The sequence below is a fragment of the uncultured Prevotella sp. genome, assembly GCF_946407605.1.
Lineage (GTDB): Bacteria > Bacteroidota > Bacteroidia > Bacteroidales > Bacteroidaceae > Prevotella.
The window spans coordinates 1-18,956 of record NZ_CAMJOS010000015.1; the positions used below are offsets into that span (position 1 = coordinate 1).

Below are 18,956 nucleotides of genomic sequence, written 5' to 3' on the forward strand. Positions count from 1 at the left end.
AGATTAATAATTAACGTTTAATTTAACGTCCAACTTTTCGGGGTCACTTCAAAAATGGGTCGGCGCCTTTGATGTTTAGAAACAAAATACCTTCAAGCAAGCTCGGTTCTTATCTCACTTAACCACGACCTTTTTACTAGTACCATCGCTGTAGCGGATGATGTTGAAGCCCTTCTGCAGCTGGTGGCAACGAATGCCGCCAGTGGTGTAGAAGGCGTTGACGGACTTGCCCTCGTCGGGCGTCCAGCCGTCAACCTCGGCAGCATCGATGGTGGTGGCGATGGCGATGGTACGATAAGCCTCGAGTTCGTCCTCGCTGATGATAATCCACTGCTGGGCGGTGGCGGTATTGGCGAAGCTGAAGTTGGCCTGGGTGACGGTGCCGATGCCGGTAACAGCGCCATAGGCATTGGCGCCCATAGCCTTACTTTCGCCTCCGCTGGCCCATGTGAACCAATAGCCGTGGGTCTTGATCTTGTCGGCACCAGTACCGAGGGTGACGTCGGTGCGGTCGGGCATCAGCTGGAACTGCTCGCTGCTGGTGGGGGCTGCGAGGTCCTTCATGGTGATGCTGGTAGAGGCGTGAGAGAGGTACTTGCCTGTGGCTACGTTCTTGAACATATAGTAGCCGGTCTTGGCGTTGAACTCCATATACCATGCTGCCGAGTCGCTGAGGACGTCGTCAGCGAGGTTGTACTTCCAGCCGGCACCTGTGGACGAGCGCTGGAAGAGCAGGCCTGCGCCCAGTCCGCGGTCTTTGTTCTTGCACATGAGGTAATACTTCTTGCCGTCGTCGAAATTATAGGTATAGCCCGAGATGCCGTTGATGTCGCCACTGGTGGGACAGAGTCCGTCGATGAAAAGGCCGTGGAGGATGCACATGCCGCCGATATACTGAATCTCGGTGTGCTTGTCCTTGTCGGCACCGTTGACCAGCCAGTCGTAAGAGATGGCGGCACCGTTGTTAGAGCCCCATCCCCAGCCGTGGGTCTTATCGCCTGTGAAATAGACCTGCTGGCTGTCGTAGTTGTTCTCAAGGAAGTGCAGCACATCGTTGGCCTCGCGACCCAGCCATTTGCCGGTGGTAGTGCCCTCGCGGGTGTCCTTACAACTATACCAGCGCCAGTGGGTGCCCACGCCTACACCATGACCCGTTTCGTGGAGTACGGTGCCGATGGCCTGATTGCCGGCATTGGGACCGATGCGCATCCAGCCGCCATAAGAGCAGTCGGCCGTGGGGGTCTCTGAGCCATAGTGTCCGGAGAGCGTAAAGCCCTTGATACCAGTCCATTCGTTGAAATAGTCGATGGTTTGCTTGATGGCTGTGCGACAGCGTGCGTTGGCAGCCTCATCGGGTGCGCCCTCGTCCCATGTGCCGCTGCAAGTGCCCTTGGGATGGGTCACAATCTTGACCTCGTCGCCATAGGCCACGGTATAGGTCTTGTTCATGACATAGGGGCGCAGATAGTAAACGGTAGAGGGTTCGAGGTCCTTGATGTGGAACATCAGGCCCTTGAGCGAGAAGACCTTGGTGGTGCGGTTGTCGAGCACGGTAGGATTATGCTCTGTGCTCCAGCAGACGCCACGCTCGAGGATGTCGGAGCCCATTATCTTGGCACGCATCAGGGCCTGGGTGGCTCCTGTGGCCACATAGTGGTTGGTCTCGGTGACCTGCGGGGCGGTGCCTGTGCCTGGGGTGGCGTTGGCGAGCTTGAAGGCCAGCAGGGCCTTGTCGAGTGCGGCAATCTCGTCGGCCAGCTGTTCGGAGGTGGCCTCAGGATTGACCACCAGCAGCTTGGCGGCATCGAGGGCGGCCTTCAGGTCGGCAGCGCCAATGAGGGTATCGACATATTCGGCCTCTACATCGGCAATCTTCTGTGCCAGCGCGTCATATTCGGCAATAGACTCCTTGGCCTGTGCCGTAGCCTCCGTGAGGTCCTTGCAGGCTTTCTGGATGTCGGCATCGGGGGTCTCGACGGTTACAGCCTTAGCAGCAGCGATGGCTGTCTGCAGGGCAGAGGCCGCCACGGCCGACATCATGCTGGACTGCAGCGCCTCGGCCTCGGCAATCATGTTGGCGAGTACGGCAATAGCCTCTGCGGCATCGACCTCGGCCACCAGATAGAGTCGGAAGTTATCGACGGCAATCCAGTTGCCCGTGGCATTCTGAGCCTCGAAGCCTATCTCCACCTCACCCATTATATTAATAAAGGTGACGGAATAGTCGTCGGGGGTATAGACGGGCTCACGGTCGTCGCCTGCAAAGATATAGGCGCCGGTGTTCTGCTTCGACGTGCTGTTCTGCGACAGGTTCTGGGCAGCCACCGTGAGCATATACTGTCCGCGAGGCAGGTTTTTGATGGTCTGCTTCACAGAGCCGTTACCTACGCTGTTGCCCGAGGCGGTCCACTTCTCCATATAGTAGTTGCCGGCCTTCTTGGTAAACGAATTGTTACCTTGATGGGCCATACCGTCAACACTCCATGAGTTGGTGCCATTCTCAAAACTGGGATTCGTGATGTATTGCGTCTTGTCTTCCTGGGCAGAGACCAATACGGTGAACAACAGTAACAAGCTGGTAAGTAAGATTCTTTTCATATCATGCATAGTTAATTAGTTATTGTGTGCAAAGATAATAAAGATTGCGGAAATAACAAAATAATGTGGGTTTTATTTTGTTTTTTCCACATTTTGCACTAACTTTGCATCATGTTAGCATTGAAAATACTTTTCTGGATTTGCCTGGCGTTAGTGATCTACACCTATGTAGGTTACGGCGCCATCCTATACATTATTCTCAGAATAAAACGGCTCTTCATGAGACGGGAGCTCACCCCTATCCTACCCCTCAACGAGGAGCTGCTGCCCAACGTGACGCTGATGATCTGCGCCTATAACGAGGCCAGCATCATCAAAGAGAAGATGGAGAACATCAGGCAGCTGAAATACCCCAAGGAGAAGCTCTGCGTGATGTGGGTGACCGACGGCAGCAACGACGAGTCGAACGATATTCTGAAGACCTACGACGACATCACGCTGGTATTCTCGCCGGAAAGGAAAGGCAAGGCAGCAGCCATGCAGCATGGACTGCGCGAGAACAAGAGCGAGTATGTGGTGTTTACCGATGCTAACACCATGCTGAACGCCGACGCCATTCGCGAGATTATGCGACAGTTTATGAAGAAAAACGTCAGCTGCGTGTCGGGCGAGAAACGCGTAAAAGCACGCCACGAGGGACAGGCTGCCGCCGAGGGCGAAGGACTCTACTGGAAATACGAGAGCACCTTGAAGCAATGGGACAACGACCTCTATTCGGCCATGGGAGCAGCCGGAGAGCTGTTTGCCGTGCGCATGAGCCACTACCGCGAGGCACCCAGCAACGCCCTGCTCGACGACTTCATGATGTCGATGCTCATTCTGAAAGACGGACACCGCATAGCGTATACCCACGAGGCCTACGCCATGGAGTACGGATCGGCAGACACCACCGAGGAGTCGAAGCGCAAGCGACGCATCGCTGCAGGAGGACTGCAGAGCATCTGGTGGCTGCGCTCGCTGATGAACCCCTTTGCCTACCCCAAAGTAGCCTTCCAGTTTGTGTCGCACCGTGTGCTGCGATGGAGCATCACCCCTGTGGCCATGGTGGCTCTCATCCCTCTCAACATCCTGCTTATCATCCTGGGCGCCAACTGGTTATACAGCGTTATCGGCATCCTGCAACTGCTGTTCTACCTCGCCGCCCTCGCTGGCTATCTGCTGGAACGTGCAGGCCACCGCAACAAGCTGCTCTACGTGCCCTATTACTTCCTGTTTATGAACCTCAACGTCTTTCTGGGCGTGAGGTATCTGATGACCCACCACACCAGCGGAACATGGGAAAAAGCACGTCGAGGATAAAAATTTTATAAAGTTTTTGAGTTTTTATTCGGTCGAACGATTTTTTTTTATTAATTTTGCAACCTGTAATGCATGCTTAGCAAGAATGAGTCTAGACGAGAAAGAAATATTATCGAAGAAACTAGCTGAAGTTACTCAGGAACTTGAGTTGGCCAACAAGCAGTTGCAGCAGGCCAACCAGAAGTTAAAGGAATACGAGGAAAAGGCGGCTAAAGCAGAAAAAGCCAGCCAGATGAAGTCGTTGTTCCTTGCTAACATGTCGCATGAAATTCGTACCCCGCTGAATGCTATCGAAGGTTTCTCGAGAGTGATGGCTGAGACCGACTCTCAGGAGGAGCGACTCAACTACATGGAAATCATCGAAAGCAACAACAGCCGACTGCTGAGCCTCGTCAACGAGATTCTCGACCTGTCAAGAGTAGAGTCAGGCGAAATCGTCATCAAGAAGAACCCCACCGACCTCAACACGCTGATGAACAGCATCAAGCAGCTGTTTAAGTTCCGCTGCCCAGAAACGGTGGCGCTCACCTGGCAGAAGCCAGAGGTGTCGGCTGTCATGGATACCGACGAGAACCGCATCACGCAGGTATTCTCGAACCTCATCTCGAACGCACTCAAGCATACGCCCAAGGGTTCCATCACCTTTGGCTATCGACTCATTAACGATACCGAAGAAATTGAGTTCTTTGTTTCTGACACTGGCTCAGGCATCGACCCCAACTTCATAGACCATATCTTCGACACTTACGCTTCGAAAGACGCTGAGCAGCAGCGAGGCTTCGGACTGGGTCTAGCTCTTTGTCGCATCATCGTAGAGAAGATGGGCGGTAACATCAAGGTTGACTCGAAGGTGGGCGAAGGCTCTAACTTCGTATTCACCCTGCCATTCTCAGGCAATGTGGGCGGTCTGGCCATCAGCAACCGCTTCGGCAACAACATGCGCACGCTGCGTGTGAGCCATAACCTGGATCAGAACAACATGAAGACCGTGCTGGTGGCAGAAGACGAGGAGAGCAACTACGAGCTGGTACGCATCGTGCTGCAGAAGCGCTACAACCTGATTCGCGCCCACAACGGCATCGAGGCCGTCACCATGTTCGAAGAAGAAAAGCCCGACCTCATCCTGATGGATATCCGCATGCCAGAGATGGATGGTCTCGACGCCACACGTATTATTAAAGAGGTGAATCAGGAAGTTCCCGTCATCGCACTCAGCGCCTATGCCTTCCCTGAGAACATCCGCGAAGCCAAGGCTGCAGGATGTGACGAGTTCATGGCCAAGCCTTTCAAGGTGGAAGACCTCATTGAGCTTATCAGGCATTACATAGGAGCATAATCCACTTACGGCTATGGGTAAGCAATGCGTATATAAGTATATCTCTTTTATGTTTCTGCTTATCAGTACGCTGATAGCAATCTTCACCATTTTCGGACTCTTCGGCGGATGCGTCGACCCTGCCACAGGCACAGCAATGGCTATGCTGGTCTATGTGCTGCCATTCCTCATTGCCGGCAACGTCATCATGGCTATCTGCTGGATAGTACGCCGACGCTGGCATTGGCTCGCCATTCCTGGCGTCACCCTGCTTTGCTGCATCCCCTACATGGGCACAGTCTATCAGACAGGATGGTTCAACAGCGGCGAGACGAGTCGTTCGGGCATCAAGATTGCCACCTATAACGTGGCTGCCTTCGACCGCGAGACGTCGGGCTTCAAGGCGCAGGACATCCTTGCCGAGATGAAGAAAGAGGGCGTTGACATCCTCTGCATGCAGGAATACCTCGACACCAGCGGCGACAAGCTCAACTCTGACAGCTATAAGGAATACTTCACCGCACATTGCTACGGACGCAGCGATATGATTATCTACAGCCGATTCCCCATTGAGCGCTACGAGACTATCGACTTCGGAGACACCAACAATAGCGGCATGTGGGCAGACATCGACGTCAACGGACGCATACTCCGCGTCTTCAACGTTCACCTCGAGACAACAGGATTCAACCGTACCCTGCACCATTTCGCTAAGATGGAGGCAAAGGGACAGACTGCAGAGGAGAACACCATCGTCAGCACCATCTACGGCAACTATACCAGAGGTATGGCCGTCAGAGCACGTCAGGCTGACCTTGTGGCCAGCGAGATACAGCAATCGGAATATCCCGCCATCGTCTGTGGCGACTTCAACGATGTGCCCTACTCCTATGTCTACAACACCATGCTGGGCGACCTCGTCGATGGTTTCAAGGAGTGTGGCGAAGGGCTCATGTACACCTTTACAGGCAAGAAGATTGTTCGCATCGACTACATCTTCCACGATGAGTCATTGGAGGGCGAGACATACTACAAGAAAGATTTCGCCTACTCCGATCACTATCCCGTATTTATGAAGATTGCCTTCTGATTTAACAGTAAAGCAATCACAATTAAGCTTTAGTTTTATTTTTGCCTACAGTCTCAGTTTCTCTAAGCGAGAACGGAGTTGCGAGGCCTCACTATGTCGGATAGAGAGGGTTATCTCGCAGGTATTGTCGTAGGTCTGACTGATGATGCGGGGCTGCATATCCTTCACCACACGCATCACATCGTTCATCATCTCGTAAGGGAACTTGAAAACAATGCGCTCCTCTACCTGACGGGTCTCGATGGTGGCGTGGGCTATGGCATCGGCAGCTGCCTCACGATAGGCAATGATGAGTCCGCTGGTGCCCAAGTTGACACCGCCGTAATAACGCACAACAACGATGAGGATATCAGTCAGTTCTTTGCTGTTGATTTGTCCGAGGATGGGTTTGCCAGCGGTGCTGGAAGGCTCACCGTCATCATTGGCGCGAAACTCTTCCCTACTCGCCCCCAGCATATAGGCGTAGCAGACGTGACGAGCATCGTAGTACTTCTTGCGATACTGAGCAAGGAGTTCCTTGATTTCGTCGACAGTCTCTACATGATGTGCAAAAGCGAGGAATTTACTCCGCTTCTCAGAGTAAAATCCCTCGCTAGTAGTTGCTATGGTTTTGAATTCGTCGTTTATCATCGTTATGACGTTATAACGTGATAACGTTATTACGACAATTTGTGAATGACCAATCCTGAGCGCAGCTTCGGCTCGAACCAGGTAGCCTTCGGCGGCATAATCTTACCGCTGTCGGCAATATCCATAATCTGCTGCATAGACACGGGATAGAGCGCCAGAGCAGCACGCATCTCGCCAGAGTCCACACGGCGCTTCAGCTCTTTAAGTCCACGCAATCCGCCAACAAAGTCGATACGCTGCGAAGAACGCAGGTCGCCGATGTTGAGAATCTCGTCGAGAATCAGACGACTGGAGATATCTACGTCAAGCACACCGATGGGGTCGCTGTTGTCGTAGGTGCCTTCCTTGGCCTTCAGGCTGTACCAATGCTGGTCGAGATAGAGTGAGAACTCATGGAGCTGCTGGGGCTTGTAAATCTCAGTTCCCTTATCCTCAACCACGAAGTTCTTGGCCAATGCCTTCAGGAAATCCTCTGATGAGAGGCCGTTGAGGTCCTTCACCACGCGGTTGTAGTCGAGAATGGTGAGCTGAGAAGCCTGGAAGCATACTGCCATGAAGAAGTTGTACTCCTCGTCGCCCTTGTGGTTGGGGTTCTGCTTCTGCTTTTCGGCGCCAACCAGAGCAGCGGCAGCGCTGCGGTGGTGTCCGTCGGCGATATACATCGACGGCATCTTGGCAAACTCAGCCGTAATGGTCTCGGTATCCTTAGCATCGTTGATCACCCAGAACTGATGACGGAAGCCATCGATAGGTGCGAAGAAGTCGTACTCGGGCTTGGTGGCAGCATAGCGCATGATGAGCTCGTTGAGCACGGCATTGTCAGGATAGGCAAAGAACACAGGCTCGATGTTGGCATTGTTCACACGAACATGCTTCATGCGGTCCTCTTCCTTATCGCGACGGGTCAACTCGTGCTTCTTGATGCGGCCAGCCATATAGTCGTCGGTATGAGCACATACCACCAGACCATACTGGGTCTTGCCATTCATCGTCTGAGCATAGATATAATAGTGCTCCTGCTCGTCCTGAACCAGCCAGCCCTTGTCCTGGAACTTCTGGAAGTTCTCGGCGGCCTTCTCATAGACACGTGGGTCATACTCCGAGGTGCCAACGGGGAAGTCAATCTCTGGCTTGATGATATGATAAAGACTCATCTCATTGTCGCCAGCCTCGGCACGAGCCTCTTCGCTGTCGAGCACGTCGTAAGGACGGCTCTCCACTTTCTCCACCAACTCTTTCGGCGGACGGATACCCTTAAATGGTTTTACGATTGCCATATTACTTCTATATTCATCAAAACAAAAGTACACAAAAGGGACGGTTGACTTTCCCCTATGGGGCGTCGAGCTAAACCTTCCTTTTGTGTACTTTCTATAGTTATCTTACTTGTTCACCTGGAATTTTGTATCTCCATCCTTGAAGAAGGCGTTGATCTGCTTGGCAGCAGCGATACCAGCGTTGATGTTGGCCTCGGCTGTCTGAGCACCCATCTTCTTAGGAGTAGAGAAGTAACGACCCTCGAACTTAGCAAACTCGTCGTTGGCATCGGGCATGATGTCGGTAACGAACTTCAGGTCCTCACGCTCAGCCATCAGTTTGATAAGGCCAGCCTCGTCGATAACCTCCTTACGGGCGGTGTTGACGAGAATGCCACCCTTCTTCATCTTACCAACCAGTGCAGCGTTGATGCTCTGCTTGGTCTCAGGAGTAGCGGGGATATGGAGTGATACAACGTCGCAGGTCTCGAACAGGGCGTCCTGATTGGCAACGGCGTGAACACCGGCCTTCTCGATAACCTCTGCAGGGCAGAAAGCATCGTAAGCATAAACATCCATACCGAAGCCCTTAGCGATGCGGGCCACGTTGCGACCAACATTACCGAAAGCAAGGATACCCAGCTTCTTACCCAGCAGCTCTGAGCCGCTCTTGCCGTTGTAGAAACCACGAACAGCCATCACCAGCAGACCGAACACGAGCTCGGCTACGGCGTTAGCGTTCTGACCAGGAGTGTTCTCAGCAACTACGTTGTGAGCGGTAGCGGCAGCGAGGTCGATATTATCGTAACCAGCACCAGCGCGAACCACAATCTTCAACTGCTTGGCAGCGTCCAGCACCTCTGCGTCAACCTTATCCGAACGGATAATCATCGCGTCAGCATCCTTCACAGCGTCCAGCAACTGAGCCTTCTCAGTATATTTCTCGAGCAGCACCAGCTCATTGCCGGCTGCCTCAATCTCTGCCTTGATACCATTAACAGCTGCTGCTGCGAATGGCTTCTCTGTTGCAACTAATACTTTCATAATTTTCAATTTTCAATTGTCAATTATCAATTAGTTTAGTGATTTGCTTCGAATTCCTTCATGCAGGCAACGAGGGCGTTGCAACCTTCGATGGTCTGGGCGTTGTAGCAAGATGCGCGGAAACCACCAACAGAACGGTGACCCTTCACACCTACCATACCCTTCGATACTGCGAAGTCGAGGAAGTCCTTCTCCAGTTCCTGATACTCAGGAGCCATCACGAAGCAGAGGTTCATCAGTGAACGGTCCTCAGCCTTAGCGGTACCCTGGAACATCTTGTTACGGTCGATCTCGCCATAGACGATCTCAGCACGCTGCTTAGCCAGCTTGTCCATAGCCTCAACACCACCGTTCTTCTTGATCCAACGGAGAGTCTCAAGGGCGCTGTAGATGGGAACCACAGGAGGAGTATTGAACATAGAACCCTTGTCAACATGTGTGCGATAGTCGAGCATGGTAGGAATCTCACGAGGAGCCTTACCCAGTTTCTCGTCCTTCAAGATAACGATAGTCACACCAGCCATAGCCAGGTTCTTCTGAGCACCAGCATAGATAGCGTCGTACTTCTTCACGTCGATAGGACGGCTGAAGATATCAGAAGACATATCGGCAATCAGAGGCACATTGACATCGAGGTCCTTACGGATCTCAGTACCGTAGATAGTGTTGTTGGTAGTAATATGCAGATAGTCTGCATCGGCAGGTACACTCCAATCCTTGGGGATGAAGGTGTAGTTGGCATCGGCTGAAGAAGCCACCTCCACTACCTCACCGAAAAGCTTAGCTTCCTTCATGGCCTTCTTTGCCCAAACACCAGTGTTCAGGTAAGCAGCCTTCTTAATCAGGAAGTTATAAGGAATCATACAGAATTCCAGACTGGCACCACCGCCAAGGAAGATTACTGAATAGCCCTCGGGAACATCAAGGAGTTCCTTAACCAGAGCTACAGCCTCGTCAACAACGGGCTGGAAATCCTTTGCACGATGGCTGATCTCCATCAAAGAGAGACCAGAACCATTGAAGTCTAAACACTGTTTGGCGGTTGCCTCAATGACCTCGCGGGGAAGCATTGAAGGACCTGCATTAAAGTTGTACTTCTTCATAACTTTTTTGTAATTGTTTATTGGGTTTTTATACTAATTTCCAAATTTGCGTGCGAAATTACACTTTTTATTTGAATTGGGCAAATATTTTGGCATAAATTAATGAAAAACCATACATTTCCTTTCATAATGTCAAGTCAACGCGCCAATTTAATGACTATTGAACATCACCTAACCTCTTCTATGATAGTTTTGATGCCTTTGATCTTCTCGCCACGAGTGAGTCGGATGACCTGCTGCAGTTTTTCTCGCTTCACAGCGGCATAGGCATAGCGGTCTTTCACATCAATACGCCCTACCTCACCAGGCTCCAGTCCGCCTTTCTTGCAGAGGAAGCCCACAATATCGCCCTTCGAAATCTTATCCTTCTTGCCCTTGCCGATATATAGAGTAGCCATCTGGGGAAGGGCTGGCTCTGTAAGCTGAGGCACTGCCTCAGCATACGTAATCACGTCGTCCTCTACAAACTTAGGGACGTGCTCTTCTGGTCCAACAAGGAAAAAGGTCTTTCCCGTAGCATCCCACCGAGCCGTACGGCCCACACGATGCACCAGCGCCTCCTCGTTGGCAGGCAGGTGATAGTGGATGATATTGTCGATATGGGGAATATCCAAGCCTCGCGATGCCAAATCGGTAGACACCAACACGGTGGCAGAGCCGTTGGAGAACTTATAGAGAGCATCCTCACGCTGACGCTGTTCCAAGCCACCATGAAAGGCACTTGTCACAAAGCCCTGCTGACGCAGGAACTGATCGGTACGTTCAACCGAGTCACGATAGTTCAGGAAAACTATGCTCTGCGTCTCGCCCAGCGATATCAGCAACTGTGCCAATGTAGAGAGTTTATCCTTCTCGGGGCTTTTTACGCAGTAGACCTCCACCCTATCGTTGAGCGGCTCTTCTTCTACCAAATAGTCCAGACGGTCGGTACGCCCCATCTCCACAAAGCGAGGAATAAGGTCGGTATCGGTAGCCGACAGCAGGAAACGACGCTCCAGCAGGGGCAGTTTTCCCAGCAAACGAGACATCTCGTCTTGGAATCCCATCTCCAGACATTTGTCGAACTCGTCGATTACTATATATTTAATAAGGTGTGGATCGATGTTGCCTTTATCCAAATGATCGATAAGACGACCAGGCGTACCAAAGACCAACTGCGGACGGTTCTTCTTCATCACACGATGTTCGTCCATAGCCGTACGTCCGCCATAGCAAGCCTGTGAACGCAAACCAGAGCCCATAGACTTCATGACACCATCCGACTGCAGGGCCAGTTCTCGTCCAGGAACCACCACCAAGGCCTGTACAGCATCGCTCTGAACGTCGAGCATCTGTACCAATGGCAACAGGTAGGCCAACGTCTTTCCTGTACCTGTTGGGGACAGAACGACCACGTCGTTCCGTCCCCTCAAGATATGGTTCATGGCATCCTGCTGCATCGGGTTCAACTCACCGATGCCCAGCTTTGCCAATATTTCAGATAAGTTGTTTCCCACAGGCTACTCCTTGATATTGGGTTCTTCCAGACCTATGCCTTTCTTCTTGTCAACAACCTTCAGTACTAAGCCCAACAAGAGGGCTGCAACACCAAGACCAGCCAGCATAACCAGCGGCCAGGTATAGTCAAACTCCGTAGGATTCTCTACACCAGGATTGGTAGCGTCGAGCACTTTACCAATAAGCAAGGGGAACAGCCACAGACCTATATTCTGAATCCAGAAGATGAGTGCATAAGCTGAACCTATTACTTTAGCATCAACAAGCTTAGGTACTGAGGGCCAGAGAGATGCAGGCACAAGAGAGAAGCTACTACCAAGCACCAGAATAGTGGCATAAGCAATAATGATACCACCTACGGCTGAACCCTTGAAGAGAGGCAACACGAAGGCGAAAGTCAGGTGACAGGCAATGAGCAGCAGCGAGCCCAGAACCAACATCGAAGCAGCCTTACCCTTATGGTCAACGTAAGAACCAAGTATCGGAGTGATGAGCACAGCCAACAGGGGGAATACAGCGAAGATGGTCTCTGCCGACTGACGCATGTAACCCATGTAACAATAGGTTATGAGGGCGAGAACGGAGACGCCAAGCAAACCGTACTGGCGGCTCTTCACCTTCTGGAAATTGCTGGCAAAACCAGCTGCTGCCACCACAAGCATGATGATGTACTGAACGATGGTTACAGAGTCAGATGCCCAGAACGAGTCTTCTGCCGGTGGGGTCAGTGTGAGGTTGCATTGCAGCATGTTCACAGCATACTTCTGGAAGGGGAAGATAGCAGAATAATATAGCACGCAGAGCAGAGCCACGAGCCAGAAGCCGCTGGAGGTAAGTATCTGTCCTAAATCGCTGATCTTGAACGGATCGTCCTTTTCTTCTGATTCGCCTGTCTGAGAGTCGAGTTTCTTATCCATGAAGAAATAGACAATAAACATGATGAGGGCTATGCACAGCAGCACCACACCGAAGGCCACAGAGCGACTCACGCAGATGTCGCCGCCCAGCTTACAGAAGAAGGGCGAGAATATCATACAAGTGGCAACGCCAAGACGTGCCAATGCCATCTCGGAACCCATAGCCAAAGCCATCTCACGACCCTTGAACCACTTCACGATACCGCGACTGACAGTAATACCAGCCATCTCGCAACCACAACCAAAGATCATGAAGCCGCAGGCTGCAAACTTAGCAGAAGCAGGCATTCCCTCATAAAAAGGCGACACGCCCAGCTCATCAAACACAGGAATATAGTTCAGATTCTCGGTAAACCATGTGTCGAGTGAACTGCCGATGAACCCGTCGGTCATTGCATACCACTTTATAACGGCGCCTGTCAGCATCACAGCTCCAGAAAGAATGGCAGTGAAGCGTACTCCCATCTTGTCGAGGATAATGCCTGCGAAGATGAGGAAAAACACGAAGACATTGAGGAACACCTCTGAGCCTTGCATGGTGCCGAAGGCTGTTCCGTCCCAACCACGGGTGTCTTGCACCTCCTTGAAGATGGGAGAAAGGATATCCATGAATATGTAGCTGCAGAACATGGCCAGCGCCAAGAGCAGCAAGGCGGTCCACCGCATGGCGGCAGAATCGCGCAGAGTCTTTTGAATAACTTGTGACATATAATTGATTATTGTTTATAATTTTCGGGGTGCAAAGATAATAAAAAACTTCGTTTGGTGCAAATAATCACCTTAAAATTTGGGCAAATCAAGCGGCGGCTGTTAAATGGAGTTAAACCACAGCAGAGAATAGACGTAAACAGAAAAATCTTTGTACCTTTGCATCGCTTATCGAATAAACTATAAAATAAGGTATATGAAGAAACTTCTCTTTGCAGCCATGATGCTGATGCCACTGGCTGCCACAGCACAAGACAACACATGGGAGCAGACTGAGAAAAAGACCGCTGACGACACTCGCTATCTGGTAGGTGCCGTTCCTGAGGTTGATGGCCGCGTGGTGTTCGAGACCACCATCCAAGCTCCTGGCAAAAGTGCGTCGCAGATTTTCACCCTGCTGCGCGACGATATGCAGAAGATGACAAAGGAGCCCAACCAGATTGAGCAGTCACGCATCAGTTTTGAGGATGCCGACAAGGGCGAGGTTGTAGGCACCTATCAGGAGTGGCTCGTCTTCAAGAACAAGCCCTTGGTGCTCGACCGCACCCGTTTCTTCTACACCATTCAGGTAGAGTGCAAGGCTGGCGAGGCTAAGGTGAAGGTATCGCACATTCACTATCTGTACGAGGAAGAGCGCGACGCAATGGTTTATAAGGCTGAGGAGTGGATTACCGACCGCTATGGTCTGAACCGCAAACAGAACAAGCTGGCCCGTGTCAGCGGTAAGTTCCGTCGTAAGACCATCGATCGCATCGACTATATCTTCGCACGTTTTAACAAGCTGCTGAATAATGAGTAATAACGAATCGTTGCTCAGCCCAGAAGAGCGTGCACAAGTGCAGCATCCCAAGCGCCACAACCTGGAGCCCTTCCGCGACTCCAGCAAGACGCGCACCCTCCGGCTCTGGCTCAACATCATCTTCATGATAGGAGCCATAGTCGGACTCATCGTTTATTTCTACTACAGTCAACAGCTCTCCTTCTACATCCTCATCGGCGCTTCTGTGTTCAAGTTCGTGGAACTGGCATTGCGCATCCTTAAGATATGAAATTGCGCTTCACAACTCACATCTTATTTCTTACGTCATTTCTCTTTCTCGCAGGCAGCCAGACACTGTGTGCTCAGGGCATCCGTGAACAGAGTGATGACGGATTCAACGTGTCTGATACGCAATACGATCAAAGCCGCAACACATTCCGTCCCAACAAGAACGACTCCACCCGCGGCAGCAAGGAGATACCCAAGGGCATCAAGGTATGGACTGTGGACCGCAAGTTCGGCGACATCATCCCTGCCGAGGTTGACACAATGCCCCATCTCTTCCCCCAGAGCACGCTGGCCGCTGGGAAATACGGACAGTATAATACCATTGGCACAAACTATGCCGCACGCCAGAACCGCATCTTCATAGACCGCAGGGAGAAGTCGCAGTTTGGGTTCCTTGATGTTTATGACCAGGTGATGAAGACCCCCGATGAACGTCATTTCACGCAGACCCTCTCCCCTATCACCAACCTCACCTACGATAACTGTGGCGACAAACAGAATGGTGAAGACCATCTCGACGCCAAATTCGCCGTTAATGTCGGCAAACGCCTGGGCGTAGGCTTCGACGTGAACTATGCTTATGCCCGCGGTTACTACCAAAATCAGAGTGTGAGTCATTTCGGTGCTACCTTCTATGCAAGTTATAGGGGCGATCAATATCAGCTGCATGCCATCTACTCCACCTATCATCAGAAGGCTACGGAGAATGGCGGTATCACCAACGACAACTATATCACCCACCCCGAGCTCTCTGGTCAGTCGTTCAATGCTAACGAGATTCCCGTCTTCCTGCAACAACATTGGAACCGCAACGATAATGATCGCTTCTTCCTGACACATCGTTATGCCGTGGGATTCTATCGTCAGGTAAAGATGACTGAGGAAGAGATTGAGGCCAAAAAGTTCGCAATGGCTGCCGCTAAGGAAAAAGCCGCAGCAGAAGCAAAAGCCACTGCCAAAGCTAAGGCCGACAGTCTGGGCATTGACGTCTCAGAGGTTCTGGCTCAAGCATCTAACACCAACGACACGTTGATAACTGACAGTGCCGCTCTGTTCATGAAACGCGAATTCGTACCTGTCACCAGCTTCATCCATACTGCTGAGGCAGGCACCTACGATCGTCGTTATACGGCCTACGCCACTCCAAAGGACTATTTCGCCAACACCTACTACAACTACTACGACAACAGCTATGGTGGCGACTCCATCAACGATATCACCAAGCATCTCTACTTGAAGAATACGCTGGCCATTGCCCTGCTCGAAGGCTTCAACAAATACGTGCCTGCCGGTCTTAAGGTCTTTGCTACCCACGAGCTGCGACGCTTCGAGATGCCAGCCCTCACCAATGGCATCGCCCTTTTGGAGCGCACCACAGAACATAACATCAGTATTGGCGGACAGCTCATCCGCTCGCAGGGCCACACCCTCCACTACAACGCAAAGGCCGAGACGTGGATTATTGGCGAAGATTTAGGACAGTTGAAACTCGACGGAAGTGCCGATGTCAACTTCCCACTTTTTGGCGATACTGTCCGTCTGGCTGCCAAAGCCTACATCCATCGACTGAATCCCACCTTCTATGAACGTCATTACCACGCCAAACACTTCTGGTGGGACAATAGCATGAGTCATGAGACCCGTACCCGCATCGAGGGTGCCTTCACTTATGAGAAGACCAACACTACGCTGCGTGTGGGTATTGAGGAGATTCAGAACTACACCTACTACGGTATGTCGTACACTAGTGCTGACGAGAAGCACACCCTGATGCAAGCTGGTGTCCACCAGCATGGTGGCAACCTCAATGTAATGACAGCCCAGCTCGACCAGAAGTTCCGCTTGGGTCCGCTTCATTGGGATAACCTCCTTACCTATCAGAGTTCATCCAACGAGGATGTACTGCCGTTGCCTACACTCAACGTTTTCTCCAACCTCTATCTGGAGTTTATGGTTGCTAAGGTGCTAAGGGTTGAGCTGGGCGGCTCTGCCACATGGTTTACTGAATACAACGCTCCTGAGTTCTGCTCAGCCCTCAACCAGTTTGCCGTGCAGGAGAATACTGCCACACGCACCAAGATTGGCAACTTCCCCTTTGTCGATGTCTATGCTAACCTGCACTTGAAGCACGCACGATTCTTCCTGTTGATGCAGAACGCCACCAACTCTTCGTTCAATCGTGCTTACTTCCTCACGCCCCATTACCCCATGAACGCCTCTGTGCTGCATTTCGGTATCTCCTGGAACTTCTTCAATTAATTCCAACTCCATGTATTCGCTGCTGTTTACCCTATTGTCACTATTCTATTCCCCCTTTCCCCATCAATCCTCTTCAGAAATAGATGTGGTCATCTTGGGCGACTCGAACACATGGTTGGGAGGTGATGACTGTTCAAAGCCGAAAGGTTGGAACACATGGTTCAAAGAGGCGCTGAAACCACGCAGTTGTTGCAGTTACGCCAGAAGTGGAGCCACATGGACACATACCCCCAACACCCAACGAGACACTAAGGAAAACATCGGCACCTTGGGCGACAATAACGTTATCATGAATCAGATATGCCGACTGGAGGAGGCCATAAACGAGGGGAGCCAAGTAAAACCCAGCCTCATCCTCATAGCAGCCGGCACCAACGATGTTTGGTTTAAGAACAAACGTCCACATGCCTTCGAACCTACAGAGTTCAGCCTTGAGAGTCTGCAGGGTATCGTTGACTACTGCTGCCTTAAGCTTTTCCGTCTTTGCCCACAGGCTCAGGTCGTCCTCATCACCCCCATGCAGACCATCCAGGCCGATACAGCCGATATACATCGTGCTGGCGACATTATAGAAGCTCGGGGACAATATTTTCATATCCCAGTCATACGTCTGGATTACCACAGCGATGTGAAGAGCCAGAACGAGCAACAAGCATTTAAGTACACTTACGACGGCACCCACACCAGCGAACTTGGGGCCCGCAGCAATGGCTATTATATTGCCCAGCAGGTACGTGCCATCATCGAACAGAGTAAACACGAATAACGAATGGTATTCTCAGATCTTTTCTTCCTTTTCGCATTCATCCCCGCTTTTGCCATCTGCTATCTGCTGGCAGGCCTTTGGCGCGGCGGTCTAGGGGCCAGAAACATCATTCTGGTCATATTCTCACTTATCTTCTACGCCTGGGGCGAACCCGTCTATGTGCTCCTCATGCTGTTCAGCGTGCTGCTCAACTACCTGTCGGGACTCGCTATCGGCAAGACGCAAGGCACAGGCCGACGCTGGGCGCTGATTATGGGACTGGTATGCAATTTGCTGATACTGGGTACCTTCAAGTATCTGGGGTTCTTCGTCCAGACGCTGGCCTCCATCGGCATTAGTGTCAGCGCCCCCACCATCGCGCTACCCATCGGCATCAGCTTCTACACCTTCCAGTCTATCTCATATCTTATCGACGTCTATCGCAACGAGTCGCCTGTACAGAAGCGTTTCCGCGACCTGCTGCTTTACATATCCATGTTCCCGCAGCTCATTGCAGGACCTATTGTCCGCTATGGTACCATAGCTCACGAGATTCATAACCGCCAGGTCACCGCCAACGACTTGGCAGACGGCATTTATCGTTTTCTCAGGGGTTTAGGCAAGAAGGTAATTCTGGCCAACCAACTGTCAGATCTCTCATCGCAGTTTTTGGCCAACGAGCTCAACGACCTCACTACGACTGGTGCGTGGCTTGGCATTGTGGCCTTCACCCTTCAGATTTATTTCGACTTCTCGGGTTATAGCGATATGGCAATAGGACTGGGCCGTTGTCTGGGGTTCCATTTCAACGAGAACTTCCGTCATCCCTACTGCTGCAACTCCATTACCGACTTTTGGCGTCGCTGGCATATCTCGCTGGGCAGTTTCTTCCGCGATTATGTCTATATCCCTATGGGTGGCAACAGGAGTCATCAGGCATTGAATATTCTCGTGGTGTGGTTCCTCACTGGCATGTGGCACGGGGCTTCCTGGAACTTCATCATCTGGGGTGTGTACTTCGGCATCATCGTCATGCTTGAGAAATACACGATGCTCCGTATTATTAATAAGGTGCCTGCCGTGTTCCTGCATATCTACAGCTTGTTGTTGGTGGTTATTGGCTGGGGAATCTTCTATTTCGACGATTTCTCGCAGATGACCGTCTTCTTCCAGCGGTTCTTCGGACAGGCCGAGACATTCCATGATTTCCTAACCACCAGCGCCATTACCGACAACTTCTGGATGTGGGTGCTCGCCCTGCTGTTCTGCATGCCAGTCAGGTCAACCTCGGCCCGACTTCTGGCCCGCATCACCCATGAAGGCAGCAATCTGCATCAGACGCTTAAGTTCTCCGTACGCCTCGCCGTCTCGCTATTGATGCTCATCCTGAGTGTAGCCCTGCTGGTAGGCGCTACCAACAATGCCTTTATCTACACTCGATTCTGAC

Annotated in this window: 15 protein-coding genes; 8 read left to right on the forward strand and 7 right to left on the reverse strand. The window is 51.6% G+C overall.

All coding sequences use genetic code 11. The features are described from left to right. Positions 1-114: 114 nt before the first annotated feature. Positions 115-2,598 (reverse strand): hypothetical protein, encoded by a 2,484-nt coding sequence (locus Q0R57_RS07855; protein WP_294745672.1) that lies wholly within the window; start codon positions 2,596-2,598, stop codon positions 115-117. A gap of 111 nt (positions 2,599-2,709) precedes the next feature. On the opposite strand from Q0R57_RS07855, the gene Q0R57_RS07860 reads away from it, so the two are divergent. The 3 genes from Q0R57_RS07860 (at position 2,710) to Q0R57_RS07870 (ending at position 6,302) form a co-directional block, all read left to right on the forward strand. After that, on the forward strand, positions 2,710-3,897 hold the full coding sequence (locus Q0R57_RS07860; protein ID WP_294745673.1) for a glycosyltransferase family 2 protein: 1,188 nt from the start codon (positions 2,710-2,712) through the stop codon (positions 3,895-3,897). An 85-nt stretch (positions 3,898-3,982) separates the two neighbouring features. Continuing rightward, positions 3,983-5,233, forward strand: a complete 1,251-nt coding sequence (locus Q0R57_RS07865) for an ATP-binding protein (protein ID WP_294745676.1) — start codon at positions 3,983-3,985, stop codon at positions 5,231-5,233. 13 nt (positions 5,234-5,246) lie between these two features. Continuing rightward, positions 5,247-6,302: an endonuclease/exonuclease/phosphatase family protein gene (locus tag Q0R57_RS07870; RefSeq protein WP_294745678.1), complete on the forward strand. Its 1,056-nt coding sequence runs from the start codon at positions 5,247-5,249 to the stop codon at positions 6,300-6,302. 45 nt (positions 6,303-6,347) lie between these two features. Here Q0R57_RS07870 and Q0R57_RS07875 read toward each other — a convergent pair whose 3' ends face one another. From Q0R57_RS07875 to Q0R57_RS07900, 6 genes are all read right to left on the reverse strand, one after another. Further along, positions 6,348-6,932: a YigZ family protein gene (locus Q0R57_RS07875; protein WP_294745681.1), complete on the reverse strand. Its 585-nt coding sequence runs from the start codon at positions 6,930-6,932 to the stop codon at positions 6,348-6,350. Positions 6,933-6,961: 29 nt separating this feature from the next. Then, positions 6,962-8,209: a DUF1015 domain-containing protein gene (locus Q0R57_RS07880; protein WP_294745686.1), complete on the reverse strand. Its 1,248-nt coding sequence runs from the start codon at positions 8,207-8,209 to the stop codon at positions 6,962-6,964. Positions 8,210-8,314: 105 nt separating this feature from the next. After that, the gene (locus Q0R57_RS07885; protein ID WP_294745688.1) at positions 8,315-9,232 is read right to left on the reverse strand and encodes an NAD(P)-dependent oxidoreductase; all 918 of its coding nucleotides are present in this window, start codon (positions 9,230-9,232) and stop codon (positions 8,315-8,317) included. Between the two features lie 35 nt (positions 9,233-9,267). Then, positions 9,268-10,335 (reverse strand): 3-phosphoserine/phosphohydroxythreonine transaminase, encoded by a 1,068-nt coding sequence (gene serC / locus Q0R57_RS07890; RefSeq protein ID WP_294745689.1) that lies wholly within the window; start codon positions 10,333-10,335, stop codon positions 9,268-9,270. A 167-nt stretch (positions 10,336-10,502) separates the two neighbouring features. Next, positions 10,503-11,774, reverse strand: a complete 1,272-nt coding sequence (locus Q0R57_RS07895) for a DEAD/DEAH box helicase (protein WP_294745846.1) — start codon at positions 11,772-11,774, stop codon at positions 10,503-10,505. 60 nt (positions 11,775-11,834) lie between these two features. After that, positions 11,835-13,457, reverse strand: a complete 1,623-nt coding sequence (locus Q0R57_RS07900) for an MFS transporter (RefSeq protein ID WP_294745692.1) — start codon at positions 13,455-13,457, stop codon at positions 11,835-11,837. 196 nt (positions 13,458-13,653) lie between these two features. Here Q0R57_RS07900 and Q0R57_RS07905 point away from each other — a divergent pair, with 196 nt between their 5' ends. Genes Q0R57_RS07905 through Q0R57_RS07925 form a run of 5 tightly spaced genes read left to right on the forward strand, consistent with a single transcriptional unit; the run spans position 13,654 to position 18,955 of the window. After that, positions 13,654-14,256: a DUF4468 domain-containing protein gene (locus Q0R57_RS07905; RefSeq protein ID WP_294745695.1), complete on the forward strand. Its 603-nt coding sequence runs from the start codon at positions 13,654-13,656 to the stop codon at positions 14,254-14,256. After that, positions 14,249-14,506, forward strand: a complete 258-nt coding sequence (locus Q0R57_RS07910) for a hypothetical protein (RefSeq protein ID WP_294745698.1) — start codon at positions 14,249-14,251, stop codon at positions 14,504-14,506. The genes Q0R57_RS07905 and Q0R57_RS07910 overlap by 8 nt, the downstream gene beginning before the upstream one ends. Beyond that, positions 14,503-16,764, forward strand: a complete 2,262-nt coding sequence (locus tag Q0R57_RS07915) for a putative porin (protein WP_294745700.1) — start codon at positions 14,503-14,505, stop codon at positions 16,762-16,764. Before Q0R57_RS07910 ends, Q0R57_RS07915 begins: the two co-directional genes overlap by 4 nt. Positions 16,765-16,774: 10 nt before the next feature. Continuing rightward, complete coding sequence (locus tag Q0R57_RS07920; RefSeq protein WP_294745703.1) at positions 16,775-17,530, forward strand: SGNH/GDSL hydrolase family protein; 756 nt, start codon at positions 16,775-16,777, stop codon at positions 17,528-17,530. Between the two features lie 3 nt (positions 17,531-17,533). After that, the gene (locus Q0R57_RS07925; protein ID WP_294745707.1) at positions 17,534-18,955 is read left to right on the forward strand and encodes an MBOAT family O-acyltransferase; all 1,422 of its coding nucleotides are present in this window, start codon (positions 17,534-17,536) and stop codon (positions 18,953-18,955) included. The last annotated feature ends 1 nt before the right edge of the window (position 18,956 follow it).

Coding starts and splice junctions, on each gene's coding strand:
- serC (WP_294745689.1), bottom strand. CDS start 10,335: ATGAAGAAGTACAACTTTAATGCAGGTCCTTCAATGCTTCCCCGCGAG.
- Q0R57_RS07905 (WP_294745695.1), top strand. CDS start 13,654: ATGAAGAAACTTCTCTTTGCAGCCATGATGCTGATGCCACTGGCTGCC.
- Q0R57_RS07885 (WP_294745688.1), bottom strand. CDS start 9,232: ATGAAAGTATTAGTTGCAACAGAGAAGCCATTCGCAGCAGCAGCTGTT.
- Q0R57_RS07925 (WP_294745707.1), top strand. CDS start 17,534: ATGGTATTCTCAGATCTTTTCTTCCTTTTCGCATTCATCCCCGCTTTT.
- Q0R57_RS07875 (WP_294745681.1), bottom strand. CDS start 6,932: ATGATAAACGACGAATTCAAAACCATAGCAACTACTAGCGAGGGATTT.
- Q0R57_RS07900 (WP_294745692.1), bottom strand. CDS start 13,457: ATGTCACAAGTTATTCAAAAGACTCTGCGCGATTCTGCCGCCATGCGG.
- Q0R57_RS07920 (WP_294745703.1), top strand. CDS start 16,775: ATGTATTCGCTGCTGTTTACCCTATTGTCACTATTCTATTCCCCCTTT.
- Q0R57_RS07895 (WP_294745846.1), bottom strand. CDS start 11,774: ATGCAGCAGGATGCCATGAACCATATCTTGAGGGGACGGAACGACGTG.
- Q0R57_RS07870 (WP_294745678.1), top strand. CDS start 5,247: ATGGGTAAGCAATGCGTATATAAGTATATCTCTTTTATGTTTCTGCTT.
- Q0R57_RS07860 (WP_294745673.1), top strand. CDS start 2,710: ATGTTAGCATTGAAAATACTTTTCTGGATTTGCCTGGCGTTAGTGATC.
- Q0R57_RS07880 (WP_294745686.1), bottom strand. CDS start 8,209: ATGGCAATCGTAAAACCATTTAAGGGTATCCGTCCGCCGAAAGAGTTG.
- Q0R57_RS07910 (WP_294745698.1), top strand. CDS start 14,249: ATGAGTAATAACGAATCGTTGCTCAGCCCAGAAGAGCGTGCACAAGTG.
- Q0R57_RS07915 (WP_294745700.1), top strand. CDS start 14,503: ATGAAATTGCGCTTCACAACTCACATCTTATTTCTTACGTCATTTCTC.
- Q0R57_RS07865 (WP_294745676.1), top strand. CDS start 3,983: ATGAGTCTAGACGAGAAAGAAATATTATCGAAGAAACTAGCTGAAGTT.
- Q0R57_RS07855 (WP_294745672.1), bottom strand. CDS start 2,598: ATGAAAAGAATCTTACTTACCAGCTTGTTACTGTTGTTCACCGTATTG.